This window comes from Janthinobacterium sp. P210006 (genome assembly GCF_036231885.1).
Classification (GTDB): domain Bacteria; phylum Pseudomonadota; class Gammaproteobacteria; order Burkholderiales; family Burkholderiaceae_D; genus Janthinobacterium; species Janthinobacterium violaceinigrum.
In genome coordinates this window covers 1,136,136-1,159,332 of sequence record NZ_JAZARD010000003.1, presented here as the reverse complement: position 1 = coordinate 1,159,332, position 23,197 = coordinate 1,136,136, and the positions used below count along the sequence as shown (strand labels likewise).

Below are 23,197 nucleotides of genomic sequence, written 5' to 3'. Positions count from 1 at the left end.
GCGGGTGGGAATGCCGGTGGCAGTAAGGACGCTGGCGCGGGTGGGGCAGCATGAGAAGCAAGGGCGGCAGCGCATGCGGGGCCGGGGAGCCAGTTCCGCACCCGCGTCCCTGCGCGCCGCCGCGGCCGCGCGCGGGAGCCGCCGGTGCCGGCGCTACCCCTGCCGCAGCTGTGACAGTGGCCGCCATCGCGGGCTTCAGCCTGATCGAGTTGTTGGCCGCACTGGCGATCATGAGCCTGCTGCTGGCGTTGGCCGTACCCGCCTACCAGGGCCATGTTCTGCGGGCCAAGCGGGTGCAGGGGCAGGCGGCCCTGCTGCGGCTGATGCAGCAGCAGGAGCGCTATTATTCGCAAAATAATCACTACCTGGCGTTTTCCTCGGCGTCGCCCGCGCCGCAGGCGCAGCAGTTTCCGTGGTGGTCAGGCGAAGGACCGGCTGCCGCCAGCGCGTATGAAATCGAGGCGCTCGCCTGTCCCGGCATGACCATCGGGCAATGCGTGCTGCTGCGGGCCATGCCGGGCACGGCCAAGGTCGATGCGCAATTCCGGGATGCCGATTGCGGCGTCCTGTCCTTGAGCAGCACGGGCCAGCGGGGCAGCAGCGGCCCGGCCAGCCATTGCTGGCCCTAGGTCATGGCCATGGCCACGCTGGCGCAGCTACGAGGCTGGGGTGACTCACTTGCATGCCGCCTTTCGCCTTCCTGCGGCCGGCCCTGGTTTGCCCGTTCGCGCAAGCGGCCACCGCGAGCCGGGCATACATTGCTTGAATTGCTGGCCGTGCTCGCGATTGCGGCGCTGCTGGCGGCCGCGGCCTTGCTCAGCCTGCAGCAGGTGCTGGCGCGCCAGCAGGTACGCGCGGCAGCCACGGACTTGTTTTCGGCCATCGAATTGACGCGGGCGCAGGCGATGGCGCGGGGGCGGCGCGTGCTGCTGATGCCGGCCGGGCCCGGTGGTACGGACTGGCGCACGGGCTGGCTGGCATTCATCGACAGCAATGCCAACCTGGTTTTCGATGACGGTGACGAATTGCTGTTGCGCCAGGGGCCGCTGCCTACGGGCATCACGGCCCAGTTCGCGTTTTCGTCGGCCACGGTGCCGTTTTATATCGCCTACAATGGCGCAGGACGCAGTTGCAGCGCGACCAATAGCCTGGCGGCGCGCTGGGGCACCTTGTCCCTGACTTTGGGAAAGCAGGTGCGCCATATTAAAATCAATATGCTGGGCAGGGTGCGCGTGTGCGATCCGCAGCAGCAGGCGGCCAATTGCAGCGGCGTGGCCGACAGTTCGTAGCAAGACTCGCCTCTTGGCGATTACCGATTATTCACTTTCAAAGAAGCCCGTGGAAATACTCAACGATATCGATGGCATGCGCCTGGCGCTGGAATGGGCGGCACGCGGTTTATACACGACCTCGCCGAACCCCCGCATCGGCTGCGTGATCGTCAAGGATGGCCAGGTGATCGGCGCCGGCGTGACGCAGGCGGCCGGGCAGGATCATGCGGAGGTGCAAGCGCTGGCCAATGCGGCCGCGCGCGGCAACGACGTGCGCGGCGCCACGGCCTACGTCACCCTGGAGCCGTGCAACCACCATGGCCGCACGCCGCCCTGCTCCGATGCGCTCGTGCGCGCGGGGCTGGGGCGCGTCGTGGCCGCCATGACGGACCCGAATCCGCTGGTGGCGGGGCAGGGTCTGGCCAAGCTGGAAGCGGCCGGCATTGCCGTCACCACGGGCGTGCTGGCGGACGAGGCGCATGAAATGAATATCGGCTTCTTTTCGCGCATGCAGCGCGGCAAGCCGTGGGTGCGCATGAAAACGGCGGCCAGCCTCGACGGCATGACGGCCTTGCACAACGGACAAAGCCAGTGGATCACGGGACCGGAGGCGCGCGCCGACGGCCATGCCTGGCGCGCGCGCGCCTGCGCCATCCTGACGGGCATCGGCACCGTCAAGGCCGACGATCCGCAACTGAACGTGCGCGCCGTCGAGACGCCGCGCCAGCCGCGCCGCATCGTCGTCGACAGCCGGCTCGACATCAGCCCCGATGCGCGCATCTTGCAGGGTGGCGGCACGTGGATCGTGGCGGCCGTCGCCAACCCGGAGAAGCAGGCGCAGCTGCAGGCGCTGGGCGCGGAAGTCATCATGTTGCCGAGCGCGGCCGGCAAGGTCGACCTGGCCGCGCTGATGCTGGAGCTGGGGCGCCGGCAAATCAATGAAGTCCACGTCGAGGCCGGCTCCAAGCTGAACGGCTCGCTGATCCGCGAGGGCTGCGTCGATGAGCTGCTGGTCTACCTGGCGCCCACCTTGCTGGGCGATGCGCAAGGCATGTTTGCCTTGCCCGCATTGACGGACCTCAAACAGCAACGCACTTTGCAATTCCACCAGGTTCAGCAAGTGGGCGCAGATTTGCGTATCCTTGCAAGATTCGCCGAACGCAACTAATACGTAACGCATACTTTCACATTTTTATAGGGTTAGCTCCATGTTTACAGGAATTGTTGCCGCCATTGGCAAGATTGAAACCGTGCAACCGCTCGACGGCGGCCTCGATGCAGGCGTGCGCCTGAACATCCATGCAGGCGGCTTGCCGCTGGCCGACGTGGCCCTGGGCGATTCGATCGCCATCAATGGCGCTTGCATGACGGTGGTGGAAAAGTCGGATACGGGCTTTGCCGTCGATGTCTCGCGCGAAAGCCTCAATTGCACCGTGGGCCTTGATACGACCACGGAAGTGAACCTGGAAAAAGCCCTGACCCTGGCCGAACGCCTGGGTGGCCACCTGGTCTCCGGCCACGTCGATGGCCTGGGCATCGTGCGCAAGTTCGAAGCCGTGGGCGAATCGTGGGAACTGGTGATCGAAGCGCCACATGAACTGGCAAAATACCTGGCCTTCAAAGGTTCCGTCGTCGTCAATGGCGTGTCCCTGACCGTCAACCGCGTGGAAGACCTGGGCGCGGGCGCCGTCAACGGCTGCCGCTTCTCGATCAACCTGATTCCGCACACGATCGCCATGACGACCTTGAAGCACCTGACGGTCGATGGCAAGGTGAACCTGGAAATCGACCTGATCGCCCGCTATGTCGAGCGCATGCTGTCGCTGGATAAGTAAGCATAAGCTGCGCCCGCAAGGGCAGGTGTTGACGGAGATTAACCTGCCTTGCTGAACAGCATACGCCAGATCTTGCGGCGCAGCGGCAGCTTGCCGATGTCCGCCCATCTGCACAGCGCTTTTTCAATGTAGATACACGCCGCGCAGATGGCGACGATGCCGCCTAGTATCACCGCCATTACCTGTATGACCATGGGCTTGTATTCACTGGGCACCGCGGCGTGGAGTGCAATGCCCGCCAGCAGCAGGGCGATGGCGCTGCGGCCCGTATAGTATTGCCACACCGCTTTTTGCGTGAAGAAGCGGTCGATGACCCAAGTGGAAAACGAGCTGGAGCGCGCCTGCGTTCCCATTTGTGTGCGGATGGCAATAGCAAGCTCATCTATTGTCAGCGGACCCGGCGCTATCTCCTTTTTGACTGCCTCGATGACCTTGTGCGCGCGCTGGCGTTCCGTTTCGCGGTAGCGTTGCGGGGCCACGCGCAGCCATTGCGTTCCAATGGTGAACACCGTCAGGTCGCCCACGGCGGCGCTGACCCTGCCGGCCATGAAATAATGGTCGGCCAGGCTCCATAAGGCCAGGAAGGGCGCGCCATGGTGCCCCTTGTAACCGATGCCGGCACCTGCAATGGCATGGCACAGCTCGTGCGACAGCACCAGCTCGGGATTGCTGATGTTCTGCGCGGCCATGATTTCATGCCGCTCGCGCCGGTATTCTCCCAGCAGCACGCGGCTGCCCGCTTTCAGCGATGGCGTCACTGTCAACGCCGGTGGCCTGGCGATTCCCCAATCGCGGCACAGGGCCGCGTACACCTCCTCGATGCCCGCGTTCGCTGCCGCCGGGGCAGGCGCTGCCGGCGTCGTCGGTATATCGGCTTCCAGTTCCGGTTCATTCAGCATGTTGTTCCTATATGGCAAGATCGTGGCAAGCGTATTCTATCGTTGAAAGTTACTCTCCAGACATGTTTCCGTATGCGCCAATTGTGCGATGTAATGCTGCAAGACGCGCATAATATGGTTTTCCGCAGTGAGGGCTAGCCATGGACCCGATTTCGCGCGCAACCGTGCCCAATACCATCCCGGCCACGTCACGCGTGGGCGCAACGGCGCCATTGGCGCCGCTGGCGCCGGCGCTGCCGGTGCCGTCGTCCAGCGCGGCGGCCCTTGCCATCCAGTCATCGACCCAGGTCGACATCTCCCCGCTGGGCCAGTTCCTGTCCGGCGTGGCCTTGTCGCGCCGGCAACTGCTGGCCTTGCAGGGCGCCACGGACGAGGCCAGGGCGGCAAATACCCCCGTGAACGTCAATGACGACTTGCTGGCATTGGCGCGGCAGCTGACGGAATCGTTTGCCCAGCTGCAAACGAGCGGCATCGATGCCAGCCAGCTGGCGACGGCCGGCGACACGCCGGGCAGCCTGGCGCAGCGCTACGATTTGCTGTCGGGTGACGGCACCACGGATGCGGCGGCCGCGCTGGCGCAGGACGGCAGCTTGCTCACGCAGGCACGGCTGGCCAGCATGGGCATCGATTTGCGCAATGAAGATGTCGATGCAATAACGTTGCAGGCTGCATATGCGGCCGACAGCCGTGCCACCCTCGATGCCTTGCAACAGGGAACGGACGTGCTGGCGCAAGTGGGCGCCGTGCTGGCCCAGCAGCAGGGCGCGCCGCTGGCCGCCGTGGTCGAAGCGGATTTGACGGGTGACGCACAGCCCGCGCTTGCCGCATTGGCGGGGCAGCAGCTGGCCGTGGCGCCAGGCGAGCCGCCGCAAACGGCCGCCATTGCGCAGCGGCAACTGGAACTGCAGCAGCAGCTGGAAGCGGAAGAACTGAACCTGGATTTGCAGGGTCAGAGGCCGCCACCGGCGCCATTGGCGCCAGCCGCGGCAAGCGGCCAGGACTTGCTGCAGGCGCAGCGAGCCGATAGCCAGCGCGTGGATGCCCAGCGCCTGGACGCCGAACGCGTGGATGGCGACCGCATCAATACTGATCAGCAGGCGCAGCAGCAGGAAGCGGCGCGGGTGGACGAGTTGCGCCAGGGGCAAGTGCAGCAGCAGGGCTTGCAGCAGCAGGCGCAAGCGGCCGCGGACGACGCCGTACGGGCACAGCTGGCCGCCAGCGACGCGCAGATGGCGGCCCAGGCGGCCAGCGACCGGGCGCAGGCGCTGGCGCGCGCAGCACAGGGGCAGGCCGATGCGGGCCTGGCGACGGAGCAAGCCCAGCTGGCCCAGCAAAATACCCAGGCGCAAGAGCTGGCCGCGCAAGCCGCGGGCATGGCCGTGCCGCTGCCTTCCTCGCAAGACCCGTCCGTGGCGGCCGCCATTGCCGCGTATAACCTGAACAATGCAGCCCTGAATCCCGGCCTGATGAACCGGCCATTGCCGGCCAGCGACTCGCGCCTGCCGCTGGTGGCGCCGGTGGCTCCCGTGGAACCCGTCAAGCCCGTGGATAAAATCTAGGGCAGCAGGGTGGCGTCCAGCGTGATCGTGGCTTTCAGCAGCTTCGACACGGGGCAGCCGGCCTTGGCCTTGCCCGTCAATTCCTCGAATTTTGCCTGGTCGGCACCGGGAATTTTTGCTTTCAGGGTCAAATGGACGGCCGTGATGGCAAAGCCGTCGTCCACCTTGTCGAGGGTGACTTCGGCCGTCGTCTCCATCTTTTCCGCCGTCAGTCCCGCTTCGCCGAGGATCAGCGACAGGGCCATGGTGAAGCAGCCCGCGTGGGCGGCGCCGATCAGTTCTTCCGGATTCGTGCCGGGCTTGCCTTCGAAGCGGCTGGCAAAGCCGTAGGGATATTCGTGCAAGGCGCCGCTGCGCGTGCTGATGGCGCCCTTGCCGTCCTTGATGCCGCCTGACCAGATGGCCGATCCGTTGGTTTTCATGTTGCCGCTCCTGTGTGGGGATAATGCGTAACAAGCGCCCGCTGCGGCGGGAACCGCGGGGCGCGGAGGATGAATCAGTGTGCTGACCCGCCAATCTTATGCGCTTCACAAGGCGGACGGCGCGCGTTTTGCCGCCGCCGTTTGCGCTGGATCGCAGAATCGGCGCTTTGTGGGGCCGTTGGGACGGGCGCCAGCGCATCGGTGTTGCCGGGCTGTCTTATTTCAGGTCTGTCAGCGCTAAATCCTTTAAAATAGCAGGTTATAAGAAAATTCCCGGAAATTCGCGGAATCTTCGCACGCGATGTTTCAGTTTCAGTTTTTAGTTTCATTAACAACGCCCGGCAAAACCGTCGCGAGCGCAAGGGCAAGGTGGCCGAGAAGCGCAACCGTACGAAGGTACGGTGAGCATCGCAAGCCGTTTGTACCGACGCGCAGCAGGTTTGGCCAGGCGTCTTACGAGGATGAATGATGTCAATTTCCAGCACCGAAGAGATCGTCGCTGAATTGCGCGCCGGCCGCATGGTGATACTGGTCGATGAAGAAGACCGGGAAAATGAAGGCGATCTGGTGCTTGCCGCCGATTTCGTGACGCCTGAAGCAATCAATTTCATGATTACCCATGCCCGTGGCCTGGTGTGCCTGACCTTGACGGAAGAGCGTTGCGACGAGCTGAACCTGTCGATGATGACGTCGCGCAACGGCACCGCCTACGGCACCAACTTCACCGTGTCCATCGAAGCGGCCGAAGGCGTGACGACGGGCATTTCCGCCGCCGACCGCGCCAAGACCATCCAGGTCGCCGTGGCCAAGGGCACGCAGCCCAGCGATATCGTCCAGCCTGGCCATATCTTCCCGCTGAAAGCGCAAAAAGGCGGCGTGCTGATGCGCGCAGGCCATACGGAAGCCGGTTGCGACCTGACGGCCATGGCCGGCCTGACGCCCGCGTCCGTGATCTGCGAAATCATGAAGGAAGACGGCACCATGGCGCGCCTGCCGGACTTGCTGGTGTTTGCCGAGCAGCATGGCCTGAAGATCGGCACGATTGCTGACCTGATCCATTACCGCAGCCAGACGGAGTCCCTGGTCGAGCGCGTAGCCGAGCGCACCCTGCACACGGCGCATGGCGAATTCCGTTTGATCGCCTTCCGCGACAAGCCGAGCGCGTCGGCCCACCTGGCCCTCGTGCACGGCGACCTGGCCCCCGGCCTGGAAGCGCTGGTGCGCGTGCACCAGCCTGTTTCCCTGCTGGACGTGCTGGAAAGCGAAGCGACCACCCACTCGTGGACGGTGGCTGCCTCGATGGCCGCCATCAAGCAGTCCGAGCGGGGCGTGATGGTCTTGCTGAACTGCGGCGAGACGTCGGGCGAGCTGTTTGCCCAGTTCGCCGCGCTCGATACGCCGCAAGCCAAGCCGAAAGGCCGCGCCGCCAGCATGGATCTGCGCAGCTACGGCATCGGCGCACAAATCCTGCGCGACCTGGGCGTGAGCAAGATGCAATTGCTGGCCAGCCCCCGCAAGATGCCGTCGATGGCCGGTTTCGACTTGGAAGTAACGGGTTTTCAGTGCCATCCTGGCCAGAACGCCTAACTAAATCTACTGCGCGTCGCGATTTGCGGCCTGCGATGCTCACTGTACTACCGTACAGTTGCGCATCTCGGCCACAAATCACTGCCGCTCGCTACGATTTTGTCAGGCGTTGATGTGAGAGTAAACGATGGCGGCATGTGCGTGCCGCCCTGAACCACCAGATTAAAGAGGCTTATGATGACCGTAGGAGCATACGAAACTAATTTTGCCGGCGAAGGTTTGCGCGTCGGTATCGTCCAGGCACGATTCAATGAAATCGTCGGCGGTGGCTTGCTGTCGGCATGCCTGGAAGAGTTGAGCAAGCTGGGCGTGGCCGATGAAGATATCCTGCACGTGACCGTGCCGGGCGCCCTGGAAATCCCGCTGATTCTGCAAAAAATGGCAGAAACCGAGCAATTCGACGCCCTGATCGCACTGGGCGCCGTGATTCGCGGTGAAACCTACCACTTCGAGCTGGTATCGAACGAATCGGGCGCGGGCATCACGCGCGTCGGTCTCGATTACGGCATCCCCATCGCCAACGCAGTGTTGACGACGGAAAACGACGAGCAGGCGGAAGTACGCATGCTGGTCAAGGGCGCCGAAGCGGCACGCGTGGCAGTGGAAATGGCCAATCTGGCGCAAGCGCTGGAAGAGTTGCAAGACACAGACGAGGATTAATCGTGCTTGCGCCGCAGCGTGCTGCCTGGCAGCGCGCCGCGGTATTCGTCACTATTTGCAGTAAATACGTATTTAAGAACAGGTAACAATCATGACTGAGAAAAATTTGCTCGCCAATCCCAGCAAAAACCGCACGCCGCGTCACCGCGCGCGCGAGTTTGCGCTGCAGGGCTTGTACCAGTGGCTGCTGAACAATGAAGACGCGACCACCGTCGTGAACAATATCCGCGCCGCGCATGGCTTCGACAAGGCGGATGGCGATCATTTCACGGTGCTGCTGTACGGCACCATCAAGGACTCGCTGGCGCTGCGCGACAGCATGGCCCCCTTGATCGACCGCAATATCGCGGAACTGTCGCCCATCGAACACGGCATCCTGCTGATCGGCGCTTTCGAGCTGAAGAACAACATGGAAATCCCGTACCGCGTCGTCATCAATGAAGCGGTCGAGCTGGCCAAGTCGTTTGGCGGCATCGACGGCCACAAATATGTGAACGGCGTGCTCGACAAGCTGGCAGTGAAATTCCGCGAGGAAGAAGTCAACGCCAACAAGCGCAAGTAATAGAGAGAGCAGTTCCTGCGGCCAGTGCCGCAGGGCAATAAAAAAGCCACCGGCACTTGCGTGCGGTGGCTTTTTTACTGGGTGCCGCTTTTTGGATGCCCCTGTGAGGGCTTTTAAAGGGTCACAGGCCGGCGATCTCGTTGTGTGGCAGCACTTTGATGGTGATGCCGCTTTCCGCTGCAGGCGCCTTGGCTGGCGCTGGCGTGTTCGATGCCATCACCGGCGTCGTGGTCGGCACGCGCTGGCCGGCCGACACTTGCTTCAGGCGGCGGTATTCGGCCAGCACGCGCGAGCCGTAGCCCGAGTCGGTGGCGAAGTTGGCGGCGCCCACATAGGTTTTCAAGCCGGCTTCGACGGAACCGCCACGCGTGACGTAGTCCTTCAGGATCAGCGAACCGACGCGGATATTGGCGACGGGGTTCAGGGCTGCTTGCACGCCGCCCATTTCCTGGAAGCGCTCATGGTGCACTTTCGACATGACTTGCATCAAGCCTTGCGCGCCCACGGGGCTTTCCGCGAACGGGTTCAAGCCCGACTCGATGGCCATCACGGCCAGGATCAGCAGCGGGTCCAGCTTGATTTCACGGGCCGTCAGGTAAGCCGTCGACACGAGCATATTGGTGGCGTCGTTGGCCACGCGGTAGCGCTTGGAGAGCCAGTTGGTGACCCATTGCTGCTGCTTTTGCGTGCCCAGCAAGGCTTTTTCTTCCTTGGTCAGGGGCACGTCGTTGGCGGCGGCCGTTTGCACGGAAGCAGGTGCTTCCATCAGTGCCGACAGGGCCGGTGCTTCGACGGCTTGCGCCTCTGCCATGGGCAGCGGGAACAGGCTGTGCGTCAGTTGCTTGCCCAGGTCGGGGCGGAACATCAGCAGGGCGATCAGTGCCAGGGCGGAAATGCCGAAGACTGTCAGAGTGTGTTGCGCAGTGGTCAATACGCCACGTGCTGAAATGGCCTGTGCGCGGGCGCGCAAACGCGCCAACGCTGGCTGGCCAGCCACGGTTGAAGCAGGCAAGGCTGCTTCGGTGCTACGATGAGTCATAGAGTTCCCCGAAATGTCGCGTCAACAGGCAGTCCCTCCGCGGTCTCGCGGTGTTGTGGGTACTGCCAATGCCGTGCATCAGAAATATCATCGTTTCCGCCGCGTATGGATGCGTGCGAGAAACGCCGTCATTGCTTGCTTGAGCTGATCGGTCCCATGCTGGTATTGGATCAGTCGCAATACAACTTTTACCGGGGGTAAGGCAGACGCCTTTTGAAAACACTCCTTAAAATGTCATGTGGAGCCCCGACTCCGTGAATGAAAGAGAAACGCTAAAATCAAGCTCTGGGCCGGCGTGCTCTTTCAAGTTGGGCGAATTGTAGAAGCCGTTTTATATCAAGTCAATACTAACGAATCGTTTCTTTATTACTTTTATGTCTTACTTTTTGACTTGCATTGTGCCAAAAGCCAATAAAATCAATTACTTGGCATAGATCCTTCAGCAACGGCGTCCGACGTCAAAAAAAATTAAAAACACATGAAATATTCAGATTTGCGAGATTTTATTTCTCAACTGCAACAAATGGGTGAACTTAAGCCCATTTCGACCCCCATTTCACCGATTTTGGAGATGACGGAAGTTTGTGACCGCACCTTGCGCGCAGGCGGACCGGCCTTGCTGTTCAACAATCCGACGGGATACGACATGCCGGTGCTGGGCAATCTGTTCGGCACCACGCGCCGCGTGGCGCTGGGCATGGGCGCGGAAGATGTCAGCGAATTGCGCAAGATCGGCCACGTGCTGGCGCGCCTGAAGGAGCCGGAACCGCCGAAGGATTTCAAGGATCTGCTGGGACTCGGTTCGCTGGTGAAGTCCGTGTGGGACATGTCGCCGAAAGAGCTGCGCGGCGCGAAGTGCCAGGAAATCGTCTGGGAGGGTAACGACGTGGACTTGGCGCGCCTGCCCATCCAGCATTGCTGGCCCGGCGACGTCGCTCCCCTGATCACGTGGGGCCTGGTGATCACCAAGGGCCCGAACAAGAAGCGGCAAAACCTGGGTATCTACCGTCAGCAAGTGCTGGGACGTAATAAAGTCATCATGCGCTGGCTGGCGCACCGGGGCGGGGCGCTGGACTTCCGCGAGCACGCCATCCAGAGCAAGGGCAAGCCGTATCCGATCGCCGTGGCGCTGGGTGCCGATCCCGCTACTATATTAGGGGCCGTCACTCCGGTACCGGACAGCCTGTCCGAATACCAGTTCGCCGGCTTGCTGCGTGGCAGCCGCACGGAGCTGGTGAAAGCCATCGGCAGCGAGCTGCGCGTGCCCGCGTCCGCCGAAATCGTGCTCGAAGGCCATATCTACCCGGACGAAAACCATCCGAGCGGCTACGAGCACGCGCTGGAAGGACCGTATGGCGACCACACGGGCTACTATAATGAGCAGGACAGTTTCCCCGTGTTTACCATCGACCGCATCACCATGCGCCGCGACCCGATCTACCACTCCACGTACACGGGCAAGCCGCCGGACGAGCCGGCCGTGCTGGGCCTGGCCCTGAACGAAGTGTTCGTGCCGCTGCTGCAAAAGCAGTTCAGCGAAATCACGGACTTCTATCTGCCGCCCGAAGGCTGCAGCTACCGCATGGCCGTGGTGCAGATCAAGAAGCAGTACGCGGGCCACGCCAAGCGCGTGATGTTCGGCGTGTGGAGCTTCCTGCGCCAGTTCATGTATACCAAGTTCATCGTCGTCGTCGACGAAGACGTGAATATCCGCGACTGGAAGGAAGTCATCTGGGCCATCACCACGCGGGTCGACCCCATCCGCGATACGACCCTGGTCGACAACACGCCCATCGATTACCTGGACTTCGCCTCGCCGGTCAGCGGCCTGGGCAGCAAGATGGGCATCGACGCGACGAATAAATGGCCGGGCGAAACGACGCGCGAGTGGGGCACGGTGATCGCCATGACGCCGGAAGTGAAGGCCAGGGTGGATGGCATCTGGCAAGAGCTGGGGCTGTAGAACGGCTGGGGTCAGACCCTCAACACCGCTGACGCAAAGGCCATTGCCAACTTGACCGGGGGTCTGACCCCGGATTTCAGCTTGCTTCCCCAATCTTGCCCAGGTCGGGTATAATTGTCCCCGGCGGGCCCCTGCGCATCGTGGCATGGCTAACCTGGTCAGGTCGGGAACGAAGCAGCCACGGCTATTAACCATGAGTGCCGCAGATCAGGCTCGCCTCCTTCGGGAATGTTTTATCAGGATCAACAATCAAGCTGCCATGGGCAGCTTTTTTGCTTTTGCGGCGCCATTTTCTTGCCGATCCGCAGCATTGCCGGGCTTGCCGTGTTTTCCATATTTCCCGCTGGCCATGTTATACAATTGCTGCTTTGCCGCGTTTGCCATATTGGAATGGCCCGGCCATGAGGCTTGCGCCCGCCGCGCAGGATCACCCGCAAAATCGCATGGTAAAATCTCAGCATGTCCTATCAAGTCCTCGCCCGTAAATACCGCCCCAAGAATTTCGAGACGCTCGTCGGCCAGGAGCACGTCGTGCGCGCGCTCACGCATGCCTTGCACAGCGGCCGATTGCATCACGCCTACCTGTTCACGGGCACGCGCGGCGTCGGCAAGACGACCCTGTCGCGCATCCTGGCCAAGTCGCTCAATTGCATCGGCCCCGATGGCACGGGCGGCATCACGGCCCAGCCTTGCGGCGTGTGCGAAGCGTGCACGGCGATCGATGCGGGACGCTTTGTCGACTATATAGAGATGGATGCGGCGTCGAACCGCGGCGTCGATGAAATGGCGCAGCTGCTCGAGCAAGCCGTGTATGCGCCAAGCAATGCCCGCTTCAAGGTCTATATGATCGATGAGGTGCACATGCTGACGAACCACGCGTTCAATTCCATGCTGAAAACGCTGGAAGAGCCGCCCGAGCACGTCAAGTTCATCCTGGCCACGACGGACCCGCAAAAGATACCCGTGACCGTGCTGTCGCGCTGCCTGCAGTTCAACCTCAAGCAGATGCCGCCCGGCCACATCATCAGCCACCTGGACAATATCCTGGGACAGGAAGGCATTACCTTCGAACAGCCGGCCTTGCGCCTGCTGGCCCAGGGCGCCCACGGTTCCATGCGCGATGCGCTGTCCCTGACGGATCAGGCCATTGCCTATGCGGCCGGCGCCGTCACCCTGGATGCCGTGCAAGGCATGCTGGGCGCGCTCGACCAGTCCTACCTGGTGCGCCTGCTCGACGCGCTGGCGCAGCAGGACGGCGCCGACTTGCTGGCCGTGGCTGACGAGATGGCGTCGCGCAGCCTGTCGTACAACGGCGCCCTGCAGGACCTGGGCACGTTATTGCACCGCATTGCGCTGGCGCAAACCGTGCCCGCCGCCTTGCCGCAGGACCTGCCCGAATACGCGGACATCGTGCGCCTGGCTGGCGCGTTCGACGCGGAAGAAGTGCAGCTGTTTTACCAGATCGCCGTGCATGGCCGCAATGAACTGGGTCTGGCGCCCGACGAATACGCGGGCTTTACCATGACCTTGCTGCGCATGCTGGCCTTTCGGCCCGGCATAGGCGGCGCCGATGGCGTGCCGACGGCACCGGCCGCTGCCGCGGGCAACCGTCCCGCCGCTGTGGCCGCCGCGCGCGCCGCGGCAGGGGCGTCCGTCCCGGCCGCCCGCGCCGCCACGAACAGCGTGGCCAGCCATGCTGCCGTGACACCGCCCGCCGTCGTGGCCGCCGCTGCCGCCAGCATGGCGCGCAGCGAAGCGCCGCCGCCACGCGCGGCGATGCCAGCGCCGGCACCTGTCTCATCCCCGGCGCCCGCGCCAGCGGCACCGCCGCCAGCCGCGGCTCCGGCTCCGGCGGCTCCCGCCGCAGCTGCCCCGGCCGCATCGGGCGCGCCCATCAGTTCCGCCCGCGCCGCCATCAATGCGGCGCTGGAAGCGGCCCGCGCCGCCTCGAAAGGCCGTCCCGGCAGCGCGCCGTCGGCGCCATCGTCGGCACCGAAGCCGGCTGCTCCCGCGCCGGAACCGGTTGCCGCAGCGCCAGTCGCACCTGCCGCGCCAGTCCAGCCGGCACCGGCACCGCCGCCGCCACCGGCTGCCGCGAAAGCACCGGCGCCGTGGGACGATGCGCCCCCCGTGGCCGTGATGGAAGCTCCTGCGTCCGCGCCGGCACAGCAGGCGCGTCCTGCCGCCCCGCCGCCGCAAGCGCAGCAGCAGGATGACGACTTGCCGCCGTGGGTCACCGAATTTTCCGACGACAGCGCTTCGGCTGCCGTGTCGGCGCCCGCCAATGCGCCAGGCAATGCGCCCGGCGAACAGCCCGCCGTCGTCATGCCGCAGCGTGCCGCCAAGCAAGCCGCGCCCAGCGGACCGTATGTGATCACGCCCGTGCCGGGCCTGGACTGGGACGGCAACTGGCCGGCCGTCGCCGCCGTGCTGCCCTTGCGCGGCGTGGCCCAGCAGCTGGCCGTGCAGGCCGAGTTGATCGAATGCCTGCACGACGGCCACAGCACCACGTTCCGCCTGCGCGTGCCCATCGATACGTGGCGCAGTCCCGCCAACGTGGAAAAACTGGCGGCCGCGCTGACCGAGCGCTTCGGCCGCAAGGTCAGTGTCGACACGGAACTGGGCGCCGTCTGGTACACGGCCAGCGCGGAAGCGCAGGCCCACCGCGAGGCGTGCCAGCTGCAAGCGGAAGCCACCATCGCCAGCGACCCCTTTGTGCTCGACATGAAGCGGGCATTCGACGCTTTTGTCGTGCCGGGAACGATTACCCCTGCACCGGCCGGCTCCGCCGCGCCGACCCTGCATTGATGATTAACACACTTACAAACTGAATTGAACGGAGCATTCTCATGATGAAAAATCAACTGGCTGGCCTGATGAAGCAGGCGCAAGCAATGCAAGACAACATGAAAAAGGCCCAGGAACAACTGGCGCTGGTGGAAGTGGAAGGCCAGTCCGGCGCCGGCCTCGTAAAAATCGTCATGACGTGCAAGAACGACGTCAAGCGCGTTTCCATCGATCCATCCTTGCTGGCCGACGACAAGGACATGCTGGAAGACCTGGTGGCTGCCGCCTTCAACGACGCCGTGCGCAAGGCGGAAGCGACGTCCGCGGAAAAAATGGCAGGTTTGACTGGCGGCATGAACTTGCCAGCCGGCTTCAAAATGCCATTCTGATGCAACACCGCATGCGCTCGATCTGTGGCACGGGGCAGGGTTGATCCATGTCCAAGTCGCTTGAATTCCTGACCGAGGCGCTGCGGCGCCTGCCCGGCGTCGGCCCCAAGTCGGCGCAGCGGATGGCATTTCATTTGTTGCAGCACGATAGGGAAGGCGCGGCCATGCTGTCGCGCGCCCTGTTCCAGGCCGTCGATGCCGTGCATCACTGCGGCCTGTGCAATACCTTTACCGAACACGAAGTGTGCGAGACCTGTCTCGACGAGCAGCGCGACAAGCGCTTGCTGTGCGTGGTGGAAACGCCCGCCGACCAGCTGATGATCGAGCAGACCTTGACCTACAAGGGCCTGTATTTCGTGCTCATGGGACGGCTGTCGCCGCTCGACGGCATCGGCCCGAAAGATATCCACCTCGAAAAATTGCTGAACCGCGCCAACGATGGCGTGGTCGGTGAAGTGGTGCTGGCCACCAACTTCACGAATGAAGGCGAAGCGACGGCCCACTACATCAGCGAAATGCTGAAGGCGCGGGGCTTGCGCGTGAGCCGCCTGGCCCGCGGCGTGCCCGTGGGCGGCGAACTGGAATACGTCGACGCGGGCACCATCGCCCGCGCGATGCTCGACCGCAGGGCAACCTGACTACAACATGACAGACGCTTCCGCATCTTCCGGCCCCCTCCAGGGCATCAAAGTCCTGGAACTGGGCACCCTGATCGCGGGGCCGTTCTGCGCCCGCATGCTGGCCGAATTCGGCGCCGACGTGATCAAGATCGAGTCGCCCGATGGCGGCGACCCCATCCGAACCTGGAGAGTGCTGAAGGATGGCACCTCGCTGTGGTGGTCGGTGCAGGCGCGCAACAAAAAAAGTTTAACGCTGAACCTGAAGTCGCAGGAAGGGCGCGCGATTGCCCGCCAGCTGGCCCTGGAAGCGGACATCATCATCGAGAACTACCGTCCCGGCGTGCTGGAAAAGTGGGACCTCGGCTACGAGCAGCTCAAGCGGATCAAGCCTTCCCTCATCATGGTGCGCCTGTCCGGCTTTGGCCAGACGGGGCCGATGAAGGACTTGCCCGGCTTCGGCGCCATCGGCGAAGCTATGGGCGGCTTGCGCTATGTGTCCGGCTTTGCCGACCGCCCGCCCGTGCGCGTGGGCGTGTCCATCGGCGACTCCGTGGCGGCCCTGCACGGCGTGATCGGCGCCATGATGGCCTTGCGCCACCGCGACGTGACGGGCGGCGCGGCGGCCGGCGAAGGGCAGATGGTCGACGTGGCCCTGTACGAATCCGTGTTCAACCTGATGGAATCGCTGGTGCCCGAGTACGACCAGGCGGGCGTGGTGCGCGAGCGCACGGGCGGCTCGCTGCCCGGTATCGTGCCCTCGAATACCTACACGACGGGCGATGGCGAAAACATCGTGATTGCCGGTAATGGCGACGCCATCTTCAAGCGCTTGATGCTGGCCATGGGCCGCATCGACATGGCGGGCGACCCGCAGCTGGCGCGCAACGACGGCCGGGTGGCGCGCACGCAGGAAATCGACGACGCCATCGGCGCCTGGTGCGCCACGCACACGATAGACAGCGCGCTGGCCGTACTGAAGGCGGCCGATGTACCCGCCGGCAAAATCTACTCCGTGCGCGACATGCTGAGCGATCCGCAATTTCTCGCCCGCGACATGTTCGAACAACACCATTTCGCCGACGGCACGCCCGTCAAACTGCCCGCCATCAGCCCGAAACTGTCCGCCACGCCGGGCAAGACCCAGTGGCTGGGACCCACCCTGGGCCAGCACAACGACGAAGTGCTGGCATCGCTGGGCTATGATGCGGCCGCCATCGCGCGGTTCAAGGCCGATGGCGTGGTGTAATTCGCTATTAACCCACAGAATTAAAGCTGGGGTCAGACCCGGCGGGTCTGACCCCGGAATTTGCTTCCCGACTTATTTGATACCGATCATGCCTCCATTGTTCCGCACCGCGCTTGCCCTGGCGTCCGCCGCCATCCTCCTTTCCGCCTGCGCCAGCCTTCCTCACGATGCACCGATCGCGGGCCTGCGCCTGATCGGCGAACAGCGCATCGCCTTGAAACAGCCGTTCGGGGGCACCACGGTGGGCGGCTTGTCCGGCATCGACTACGATGCCGCCAGCAACAGCTGGGTGATGGAAAGCGATGACCGCTCGGAAATCAATCCGGCCCGCTTCTACCGCGCCACTCTGGCCTACGACAGCACGGCCTTTTCCGCCGTGACCTTGAACAGCGTGCATTTCTTCACGCAGCCCGACGGCAGCCGCTATCCGAACCTCGCGCACGCCAAACTGGACCGTGGCGACCAGGTGCCCGACATCGAAACCATCCGCGTCGATCCGCAGGATGGCAGCCTGTGGTACGGCAGCGAAGGCAACCGCAAGGTGGGCTTGCATCCGTTCGTGCGCCACGCGGACCGCGACGGGCGTTACCTGGCCACCTTGCCCACGCCCGCCACGTTCAATGTGTCGAAGAACGAGGTCGGCTCGCGCAACAACATGAGCTTTGAAGGGCTGTCGTTTGCCAGCGACGGCAAGAGCCTGTGGCTGGGCATGGAAGCGGCCCTGTACCAGGATGGCCCGCTGGCCACGCCGGACCATGGCTCGGTGGTGCGCATCACGCGCCTGGACCGCGCGGGCACCGTGCTGGGCCAGTATGCGTATGCTATCGAGCCCGTGGCTTCGCGGCCCGCACCGGGGCGCGAAGCGGACAATGGCGTGTCGGAAATTCTCGCCGTCAACGACCATCAAGTGCTGGTGGTGGAGCGGGCGGGCGTGGAAAACGCGGACGGCATCTACACCAACCATGTGCGCGTGTACGCGATGGACACGGAGGGCGCCACCGACATCCAGGCCATGCCGGCCCTGGCGGGCGCGGCCTATGTGCCGGCGCGCAAGCGCCTGCTGCTGGACCTGGAAAAGATCGGTTTGCCGCGGGTCGACAATATCGAAGGCATCAGCTGGGGCCCGCGCCTGGAAAACGGCCGCCGCAGCCTGGTGATGATTTCCGACGACAATTTCAACGCGCAGCAAGTCACGCAAATCCTTGCCTTCGAAGTGCTCTAGTTTCCAGGCTGGCCAGCTTGCCCGCCTGCCTGGCCAGCATGGCCGTGATCGTGTCGTGCGGCGACGGGTGGCCCAGGAAATAGCCTTGCGCCATGTCGCAGCCGTATTCTTCCAGCATCAGCAACTGCTCGTCCGTCTCCACGCCCTCGGCCACCACCACCATCTTCAAGCCATGGGCCATGGCGATGATGGCGCGCGTGATGGCCGCGTTTTCCGTATCCTGCGGCAAGCCGGCAATAAAGCTCTTGTCGATTTTTAATGCCCGCACGTCGAAGCGTTTCAGGTAATTCATTGAAGAATAGCCCGTGCCGAAGTCGTCGATGGACAGGTACACGCCGATGCCGCGCAATTGTTCCAGGGTCACCATGGTGGCGCGCGCATCGTCCATCAGGGTGCCTTCCGTCAATTCCAGTTCCAGCAGGCGCGCGTCCAGGCCCGTGTCGGCCAGGGCCGACAGCACGATCTGCATCAGGTTTTCATCCTTGAATTGCTTGGCCGACAGGTTCACGGCCATGCGGATGGCCCGCCCGCCATCGTTTTGCCACGCCTTGGCCTGGTTGCAGGCCGTGCGCAGCACCCATTCGCCGATGGGCACGATGAGCCCCGTCTCTTCGGCCAGCGGGATGAATTCCGTGGGCGAAATGATGCCCCGCTCGGGGTGGCGCCAGCGCACGAGCGCTTCCACGCCCACGATCTGCGTGCTGGGCACGTCGATCTGCGGCTGGTATAGCAAGTACAGCTCGTTGTTCTGCAAGGCCTTGCGCAGACCCACTTCCATCTTGACGTGGCTCATGATTTCCATCGTCAGCGAGGAGCTGTACAGCTTGGCGTTGTTCTTGCCGCAGTTCTTCGCGTGGTACATGGCCGTGTCCGCATATTTCAACAGCGAATTGCAATCCTCGCCATCTTCCGGATACAGCGAGATGCCGATGCTGGCCGTGACGAAAATCTCGTGTCCCTCGATCATGAAGGGCCGGCGCATGGCTTCCTTGACGCGGTGCGCCACGTTGAGCGCATCTTCCACGCGTTCCAGGTCGGGGATCAGGATCGTGAATTCGTCGCCGCCCAGGCGCGCCAGGTTGCTGCCGCCGGAGGTGGGCTCGAACTCGTGTTCGGCGCGCAGCACCAGGTCGCTGGGGCGGATGGTTTCGCGCAGGCGCTCGGACACCACCTTGAGCAGATGGTCGCCCACGTCGTGGCCCAGGGTGTCGTTGATGCGCTTGAAGGCATCGAGGTCCATGAACAGCACGGCGAACTTCTTGTCGTGCTCTTTCGAGCGCAGCAGTTCGCGCTCCAGGGTTTCCAGGAACGCCTGCCGGTTGGGGATGCCCGTCAGGCTGTCGCAATAGGCGAGGCGGCGGATCTGTTCTTCCGTGCGCTTGCGCTCGCTGATGTCGCGCACCAGGCCCAGCACCTCGTCGGCGCCCGTGGCCACCAGGCGCGCCTCGAAATGGCGCGTGCTGTCCGCGTGCGTGAGCGTGTAGTCGACGGAGCCGATATGCTGCGTGGCCAGCACGGCGTGCGCCTTGTCCAGCAGGCGCGCGGCGATCTCGGGCGGCAGCACGTCGCGGATATGGCTACCCACGCAGTCGCTGATGGAAAAGCCCGCGCTGGCGTCGTGGCCCTGTTCGTAGTCGAGATAGAAGCCTTCGCGGTTCAGGCGGAAGAAGGTGTCGGGGATGGCGGCCAGCACGGCGCGGTTGTGCGCGTCGGCGATGCGCAGGCGGGCGATGGCGTCGCTGGCGCGCAGCACGTACAGCACGCGGTGTCCGAGGATGGGCCAGTTGATGGGCTTGGAAATGAAATCCGTGGCGCCCACTTCGTAGGCGCGCGTGACGGCTTCCAGTTCGTCGCCGCCCGTGACCATGATGATGGGCACGGTGCCGCCCACTTCCTGCAGGCGGATCTCGCGGCACACGGCAAAGCCGTCCAGGGCCGGCATGTCGACATCGAGCATGACCAGGTCCGGCCCGCTGTGCTTGTAGCTGGCCAGCGCCTGCACGCCGTCCTCGGCCTCGATCACGTCCAGGCCCACCTGCGTGAGCATCTGCCGCATCAGCAGGCGCATCACGGGATCGTCGTCAGCCACCAGCACCAGGCCGCGTGGGGGAGGGAGGGGCGCTGTCATGTCAGTGTTCCTTCACGAGGATGGCGCTCAGCGATTCGCGTACGGACAGGAAGGCTTGCTGCATCTCCTGCAGCAGGGTAGCCGCGCCCTCGGTGCTGCCGGCGCGGCCCAGTTTTTCCATTTCCTTGCACAGCTGCGCCAGGCCGTCGGCACCCACGTTGGCGCTGCCCGATTTGAGGCTGTGCGCAACCTTGCGCAGCGCTTCCGCATCCGCGCCGGCAATCGCTTCGCGCATGGCGGTCAGCTGGCGCGGCGTTTCGCCGGTAAAGGCGAGGATGACCCGTTCGAGCAGCGCATCGCCATCGGCGCGGGACAGGGCGCGGATGTTTTCCAGCGCCTGCCGGTTCAGCGGCTGGCCCGATGGCGGCGGGGACGGCGGTGGGACAGCCTGGAGGGCAGGCGCGGGCGGCGGCGCCTCGGGCGGCGCTTCCTGCGGCGTGGGCGGTTCCGGCGCCTCGCTGTGGTGCACGGTGGCCGCGCGCGGCAGGGTGATCCAGCGGGCAATCGTGTGGCCCAGGTCCTGCTGCGTGAACGGTTTGCTCAGGTAATCGTCCATGCCGGCCGCCAGGCACGCTTCGCGGTCGCCCTGCAGCGCATTGGCCGTGATGGCGACGATGGGCAGCACGCGCGCGTGGCCGCACTGCTGTTCGTGGCGGCGGATTTCCGCCGTGGCGGCAAAGCCGTCCATCACGGGCATCTGGCAATCCATCAGGATCAGGTCGAAATCCTCGGCCTGCGCCGCCTGCAGGGCTTCTTCGCCGTTGCGCGCGCAGACCACGTCCAGGCCCAGGCTGTCGAGCATGGCCAGCGCCACTTCCACGTTGACGGGATTGTCCTCGGCCAGCAACACGCGGCGGCGCTGGCGCCGGCCCGCCTGGCGCGCCGCGTGCGGCGGATGGATGCGCAGGCTGTCGCTGGCGCGCGGCGGCGTGACGATGCAGTCGAACAGGTCGCATTCGCGGGCCGGCTTGATCAGCTGGAAGGCCACGCCCGCCTCGCGCCGCTGCACGGGATCGGCCGCCGCCTGTTCCGTGCTCAGCAGCAAAAGCTTGAGGTCGGCCAGCAGCGGGTCGCTCTTGATGGTGGCGGCCAGGGCCAGGCCGCTGGTGCGCGGCAATTCCATGTCCAGCAGGGCCACGGCATATGGCGTGCCCGCCTGCGCGGCCGCGCGCAGCTTGCCCAGGCAGTCGCTGGCCGTGCCTGCGCTGTCGCTGACGATGTGCCAGCTGGCCAGCTGCCGCTCCAGCACGGCGCGCGTGGCGGGTGTGTGGTCGACGATCAAGGCGCGTAACCCCCGCGTGGTTTTCAGGTTGAAGGACGGGTCGTCGCTGTCGACGCGCCGCTTATCGAAATTTACTTCGAACCAGAAGATGGAGCCTTGCGTTAAAGCATTATCAACGCCGATCGTGCCGCCCATCAGTTCCACCAGCTGTTTCGAGATCGTCAGTCCCAGGCCCGTGCCGCCGTGCTTGCGCGTGGTCGAGCCGTCCGCCTGCGAGAACGATTCGAAGATGCGCGTCTGCGCCTCGTTCGACACGCCGATGCCCGTGTCGTGCACTTCGAAGCGCAAGCCCACGCTGGGCGCATCTTCGCTGCACACGGTCACTTTCACGGTGACCTTGCCCGTTTCCGTGAACTTGATGGCATTGCCCAGCAGATTGACGATGATCTGGCGCAAACGGTTCGGGTCGCCGCAGATGGCGATGGGAATGTCGTAGGCGATATCGAATTCCAGGCTGATGTTTTTTGCTTCCGCCTGCGGCGCGAACACGTGTTCTATGTCGTCGAGCAATTCGCGGAAATTGAAGCGGATGTATTCCACGCTCAGCTTGCCCGCCTCGATCTTGGAAAAGTCGAGGATGTCGTTGATGATTACCAGCAAATTCTGCCCCGAGCGCTGCACCATGCTCGTGTAATGGCGCTGCTGCGCCGTCAGGGGGCTGGCCAGCAGCAGTTCCGTCATGCCCAGCACGCCATTCATGGGCGTGCGGATTTCATGGCTCATGGTGGCAAGGAAGGCGCTTTTCGCCTGGCTGGCCGCCTCGGCCGCATCCTTGGCCTTTTCCAGCTGCGCCGTGCGCACGCCCACCTGGCGTTCCAGCTGGTCGCGGTAATTGGCCAGGGTGCTGTCGCGGCTGTCGATCTGCGCCAGCATGTCGTTGAAACTGTCGATCAGCACGCCCAGCTCGTCGCTGCGCTGGTGCGCGATGCGGTGGCTGTAGGTCTGGCTGCTGGACACCTTCTGCGCCGTGTCGATCAGCTTGGTGATCGGTTCGGCAATCACGCTCTTGAAGCGCCGCGCGAGGAACACGGCCACGAGGAAGGACAGCACGGTGGCGCCGCCGATGGCGCTCACGTGGCGGCCGATGTCGCGCCACATGTGGTTCAGGTCCGCCTCGATCAGTACGGCGCCGATGATCTCCTGCCCCGTCGCGGCCTGCCGGTAGACGGGGCGGTACAGGCGCATGGCCGGCGCCAGCGTCGTGCCCGAGCCTTGCGTGACGGGTTGCACGGCCATGTCGGCCAGCAGGGCCGGGTCCATGTCTTCCGGCGTTGCCAGCCCCTGCGCGTGCTGCGGCGCGCGGTACAGGGCAAACAGGCGCCCGCCCTTGTCGAACAGGGCCGCCTGGGCAATCTCGTTACGCGCGGACAAGGCCGCCAGCACCTGCTCCGCCTGCCCCTGCGCCGGCTTGCCCGCCAGCAAAGGCACCGCGCTGGCCGCGCCGATCACGCCCGCCAGCGACAGCAGTTGCTTGCCTTCATCGTTCTTGTGGCTGAGCACGGACGTCAGCGCAAACGCCACGAACACCAGCAGCAGCGCGCAGCCCGACGACAGCACCGAAATCATGGTCAGCTTCTGGCTGATGCTGGAGCGTTGGAAATTGAACATGGTTGCGGCGTTTCCCCGGTCGGCCCGTTGGCTGTTTTTTAATTCCTATTGGAAAAATATAGACGCGAAGACACACCATGATGTTGATGTGGGTCTAATGGAAGAAAGGGGAGGGGAA

20 protein-coding genes and 1 other RNA gene are annotated in these 23,197 nt (G+C 64.0%); 15 read left to right on the top strand and 6 right to left on the bottom strand.

Annotated features, from left to right (window positions below):
- The first annotated feature begins 170 nt into the window (after positions 1-170).
- The 4 genes from VPH41_RS19255 to VPH41_RS19240 all read left to right on the top strand — a co-directional run bounded on the left by VPH41_RS19255 (position 171) and on the right by VPH41_RS19240 (position 3,106).
- Positions 171-629 carry a type IV pilin protein gene (locus VPH41_RS19255; protein ID WP_328571166.1) on the top strand — a complete coding sequence of 153 codons (459 nt, stop codon included), beginning with the start codon at positions 171-173 and terminating at the stop codon, positions 627-629.
- A 3-nt stretch (positions 630-632) separates the two neighbouring features.
- The gene (locus VPH41_RS19250; protein WP_328571165.1) at positions 633-1,289 is read left to right on the top strand and encodes a GspH/FimT family protein; all 657 of its coding nucleotides are present in this window, start codon (positions 633-635) and stop codon (positions 1,287-1,289) included.
- Positions 1,290-1,365: 76 nt separating this feature from the next.
- A complete protein-coding gene (gene ribD, locus VPH41_RS19245) occupies positions 1,366-2,439 on the top strand; it encodes a bifunctional diaminohydroxyphosphoribosylaminopyrimidine deaminase/5-amino-6-(5-phosphoribosylamino)uracil reductase RibD (RefSeq protein ID WP_442906296.1) in 1,074 nt (357 codons plus the stop codon).
- A gap of 40 nt (positions 2,440-2,479) precedes the next feature.
- On the top strand, positions 2,480-3,106 hold the full coding sequence (locus VPH41_RS19240; protein WP_152258005.1) for a riboflavin synthase: 627 nt from the start codon (positions 2,480-2,482) through the stop codon (positions 3,104-3,106).
- 38 nt (positions 3,107-3,144) lie between these two features.
- Here VPH41_RS19240 and VPH41_RS19235 read toward each other — a convergent pair whose 3' ends face one another.
- Positions 3,145-4,005, bottom strand: coding sequence for a hypothetical protein (locus tag VPH41_RS19235; RefSeq protein WP_328571163.1), 861 nt, complete (start codon positions 4,003-4,005; stop codon positions 3,145-3,147).
- A gap of 140 nt (positions 4,006-4,145) precedes the next feature.
- Between VPH41_RS19235 and VPH41_RS19230 the strand changes: the two genes are divergently transcribed.
- Positions 4,146-5,564: a hypothetical protein gene (locus VPH41_RS19230; protein ID WP_328571162.1), complete on the top strand. Its 1,419-nt coding sequence runs from the start codon at positions 4,146-4,148 to the stop codon at positions 5,562-5,564.
- Here VPH41_RS19230 and VPH41_RS19225 read toward each other — a convergent pair.
- Positions 5,561-5,986 carry an OsmC family protein gene (locus VPH41_RS19225; RefSeq protein ID WP_287779163.1) on the bottom strand — a complete coding sequence of 142 codons (426 nt, stop codon included), beginning with the start codon at positions 5,984-5,986 and terminating at the stop codon, positions 5,561-5,563. The two genes, VPH41_RS19230 and VPH41_RS19225, sit on opposite strands and share 4 nt — an antisense overlap.
- 468 nt (positions 5,987-6,454) lie before the next feature.
- Here VPH41_RS19225 and ribBA point away from each other — a divergent pair, with 468 nt between their 5' ends.
- From ribBA to nusB, 3 genes are all read left to right on the top strand, one after another.
- Complete coding sequence (gene ribBA, locus VPH41_RS19220; RefSeq protein ID WP_152258066.1) at positions 6,455-7,573, top strand: bifunctional 3,4-dihydroxy-2-butanone-4-phosphate synthase/GTP cyclohydrolase II; 1,119 nt, start codon at positions 6,455-6,457, stop codon at positions 7,571-7,573.
- A 177-nt stretch (positions 7,574-7,750) separates the two neighbouring features.
- The gene (gene ribH / locus VPH41_RS19215; RefSeq protein WP_034759563.1) at positions 7,751-8,233 is read left to right on the top strand and encodes a 6,7-dimethyl-8-ribityllumazine synthase; all 483 of its coding nucleotides are present in this window, start codon (positions 7,751-7,753) and stop codon (positions 8,231-8,233) included.
- Between the two features lie 91 nt (positions 8,234-8,324).
- On the top strand, positions 8,325-8,795 hold the full coding sequence (nusB, locus tag VPH41_RS19210) for a transcription antitermination factor NusB (protein ID WP_071324693.1): 471 nt from the start codon (positions 8,325-8,327) through the stop codon (positions 8,793-8,795).
- A 121-nt stretch (positions 8,796-8,916) separates the two neighbouring features.
- Here the strand turns inward: nusB and VPH41_RS19205 are convergent, their stop codons facing one another.
- Positions 8,917-9,834: a lytic transglycosylase domain-containing protein gene (locus tag VPH41_RS19205; protein WP_287779165.1), complete on the bottom strand. Its 918-nt coding sequence runs from the start codon at positions 9,832-9,834 to the stop codon at positions 8,917-8,919.
- Between the two features lie 478 nt (positions 9,835-10,312).
- On the opposite strand from VPH41_RS19205, the gene ubiD reads away from it, so the two are divergent.
- Positions 10,313-11,797 (top strand): 4-hydroxy-3-polyprenylbenzoate decarboxylase, encoded by a 1,485-nt coding sequence (gene ubiD / locus VPH41_RS19200; protein ID WP_099387068.1) that lies wholly within the window; start codon positions 10,313-10,315, stop codon positions 11,795-11,797.
- Between the two features lie 122 nt (positions 11,798-11,919).
- Positions 11,920-12,018, top strand: an RNA gene (gene ffs, locus VPH41_RS19195) — signal recognition particle sRNA small type.
- A gap of 21 nt (positions 12,019-12,039) precedes the next feature.
- Here ffs and VPH41_RS19190 read toward each other — a convergent pair.
- On the bottom strand, positions 12,040-12,258 hold the full coding sequence (locus tag VPH41_RS19190; protein ID WP_328571160.1) for a hypothetical protein: 219 nt from the start codon (positions 12,256-12,258) through the stop codon (positions 12,040-12,042).
- Here VPH41_RS19190 and dnaX point away from each other — a divergent pair.
- The 5 genes from dnaX to VPH41_RS19165 all read left to right on the top strand — a co-directional run bounded on the left by dnaX (position 12,257) and on the right by VPH41_RS19165 (position 18,061).
- Positions 12,257-14,605, top strand: coding sequence for a DNA polymerase III subunit gamma/tau (dnaX, locus tag VPH41_RS19185; RefSeq protein ID WP_328571159.1), 2,349 nt, complete (start codon positions 12,257-12,259; stop codon positions 14,603-14,605). The genes VPH41_RS19190 and dnaX overlap by 2 nt on opposite strands.
- 41 nt (positions 14,606-14,646) lie before the next feature.
- The gene (locus tag VPH41_RS19180) at positions 14,647-14,973 is read left to right on the top strand and encodes a YbaB/EbfC family nucleoid-associated protein (protein ID WP_034759121.1); all 327 of its coding nucleotides are present in this window, start codon (positions 14,647-14,649) and stop codon (positions 14,971-14,973) included.
- Positions 14,974-15,020: 47 nt separating this feature from the next.
- The gene (gene recR, locus VPH41_RS19175; RefSeq protein ID WP_328571158.1) at positions 15,021-15,611 is read left to right on the top strand and encodes a recombination mediator RecR; all 591 of its coding nucleotides are present in this window, start codon (positions 15,021-15,023) and stop codon (positions 15,609-15,611) included.
- Positions 15,612-15,618: 7 nt separating this feature from the next.
- Complete coding sequence (locus VPH41_RS19170; RefSeq protein WP_328571157.1) at positions 15,619-16,839, top strand: CaiB/BaiF CoA transferase family protein; 1,221 nt, start codon at positions 15,619-15,621, stop codon at positions 16,837-16,839.
- An 88-nt stretch (positions 16,840-16,927) separates the two neighbouring features.
- Entirely contained in the window at positions 16,928-18,061 is a 1,134-nt protein-coding gene (locus VPH41_RS19165; RefSeq protein ID WP_328571156.1) for an esterase-like activity of phytase family protein, read from the top strand.
- On the opposite strand, the gene VPH41_RS19160 is transcribed toward VPH41_RS19165, so the two are convergent.
- Both VPH41_RS19160 and VPH41_RS19155 read right to left on the bottom strand, forming a co-directional pair.
- Entirely contained in the window at positions 18,030-20,189 is a 2,160-nt protein-coding gene (locus VPH41_RS19160) for a putative bifunctional diguanylate cyclase/phosphodiesterase (RefSeq protein WP_328571155.1), read from the bottom strand. The genes VPH41_RS19165 and VPH41_RS19160 overlap by 32 nt on opposite strands.
- Before the next feature lies 1 nt (position 20,190).
- The gene (locus tag VPH41_RS19155; RefSeq protein ID WP_328571154.1) at positions 20,191-23,079 is read right to left on the bottom strand and encodes a hybrid sensor histidine kinase/response regulator; all 2,889 of its coding nucleotides are present in this window, start codon (positions 23,077-23,079) and stop codon (positions 20,191-20,193) included.
- Positions 23,080-23,197: the final 118 nt, after the last annotated feature.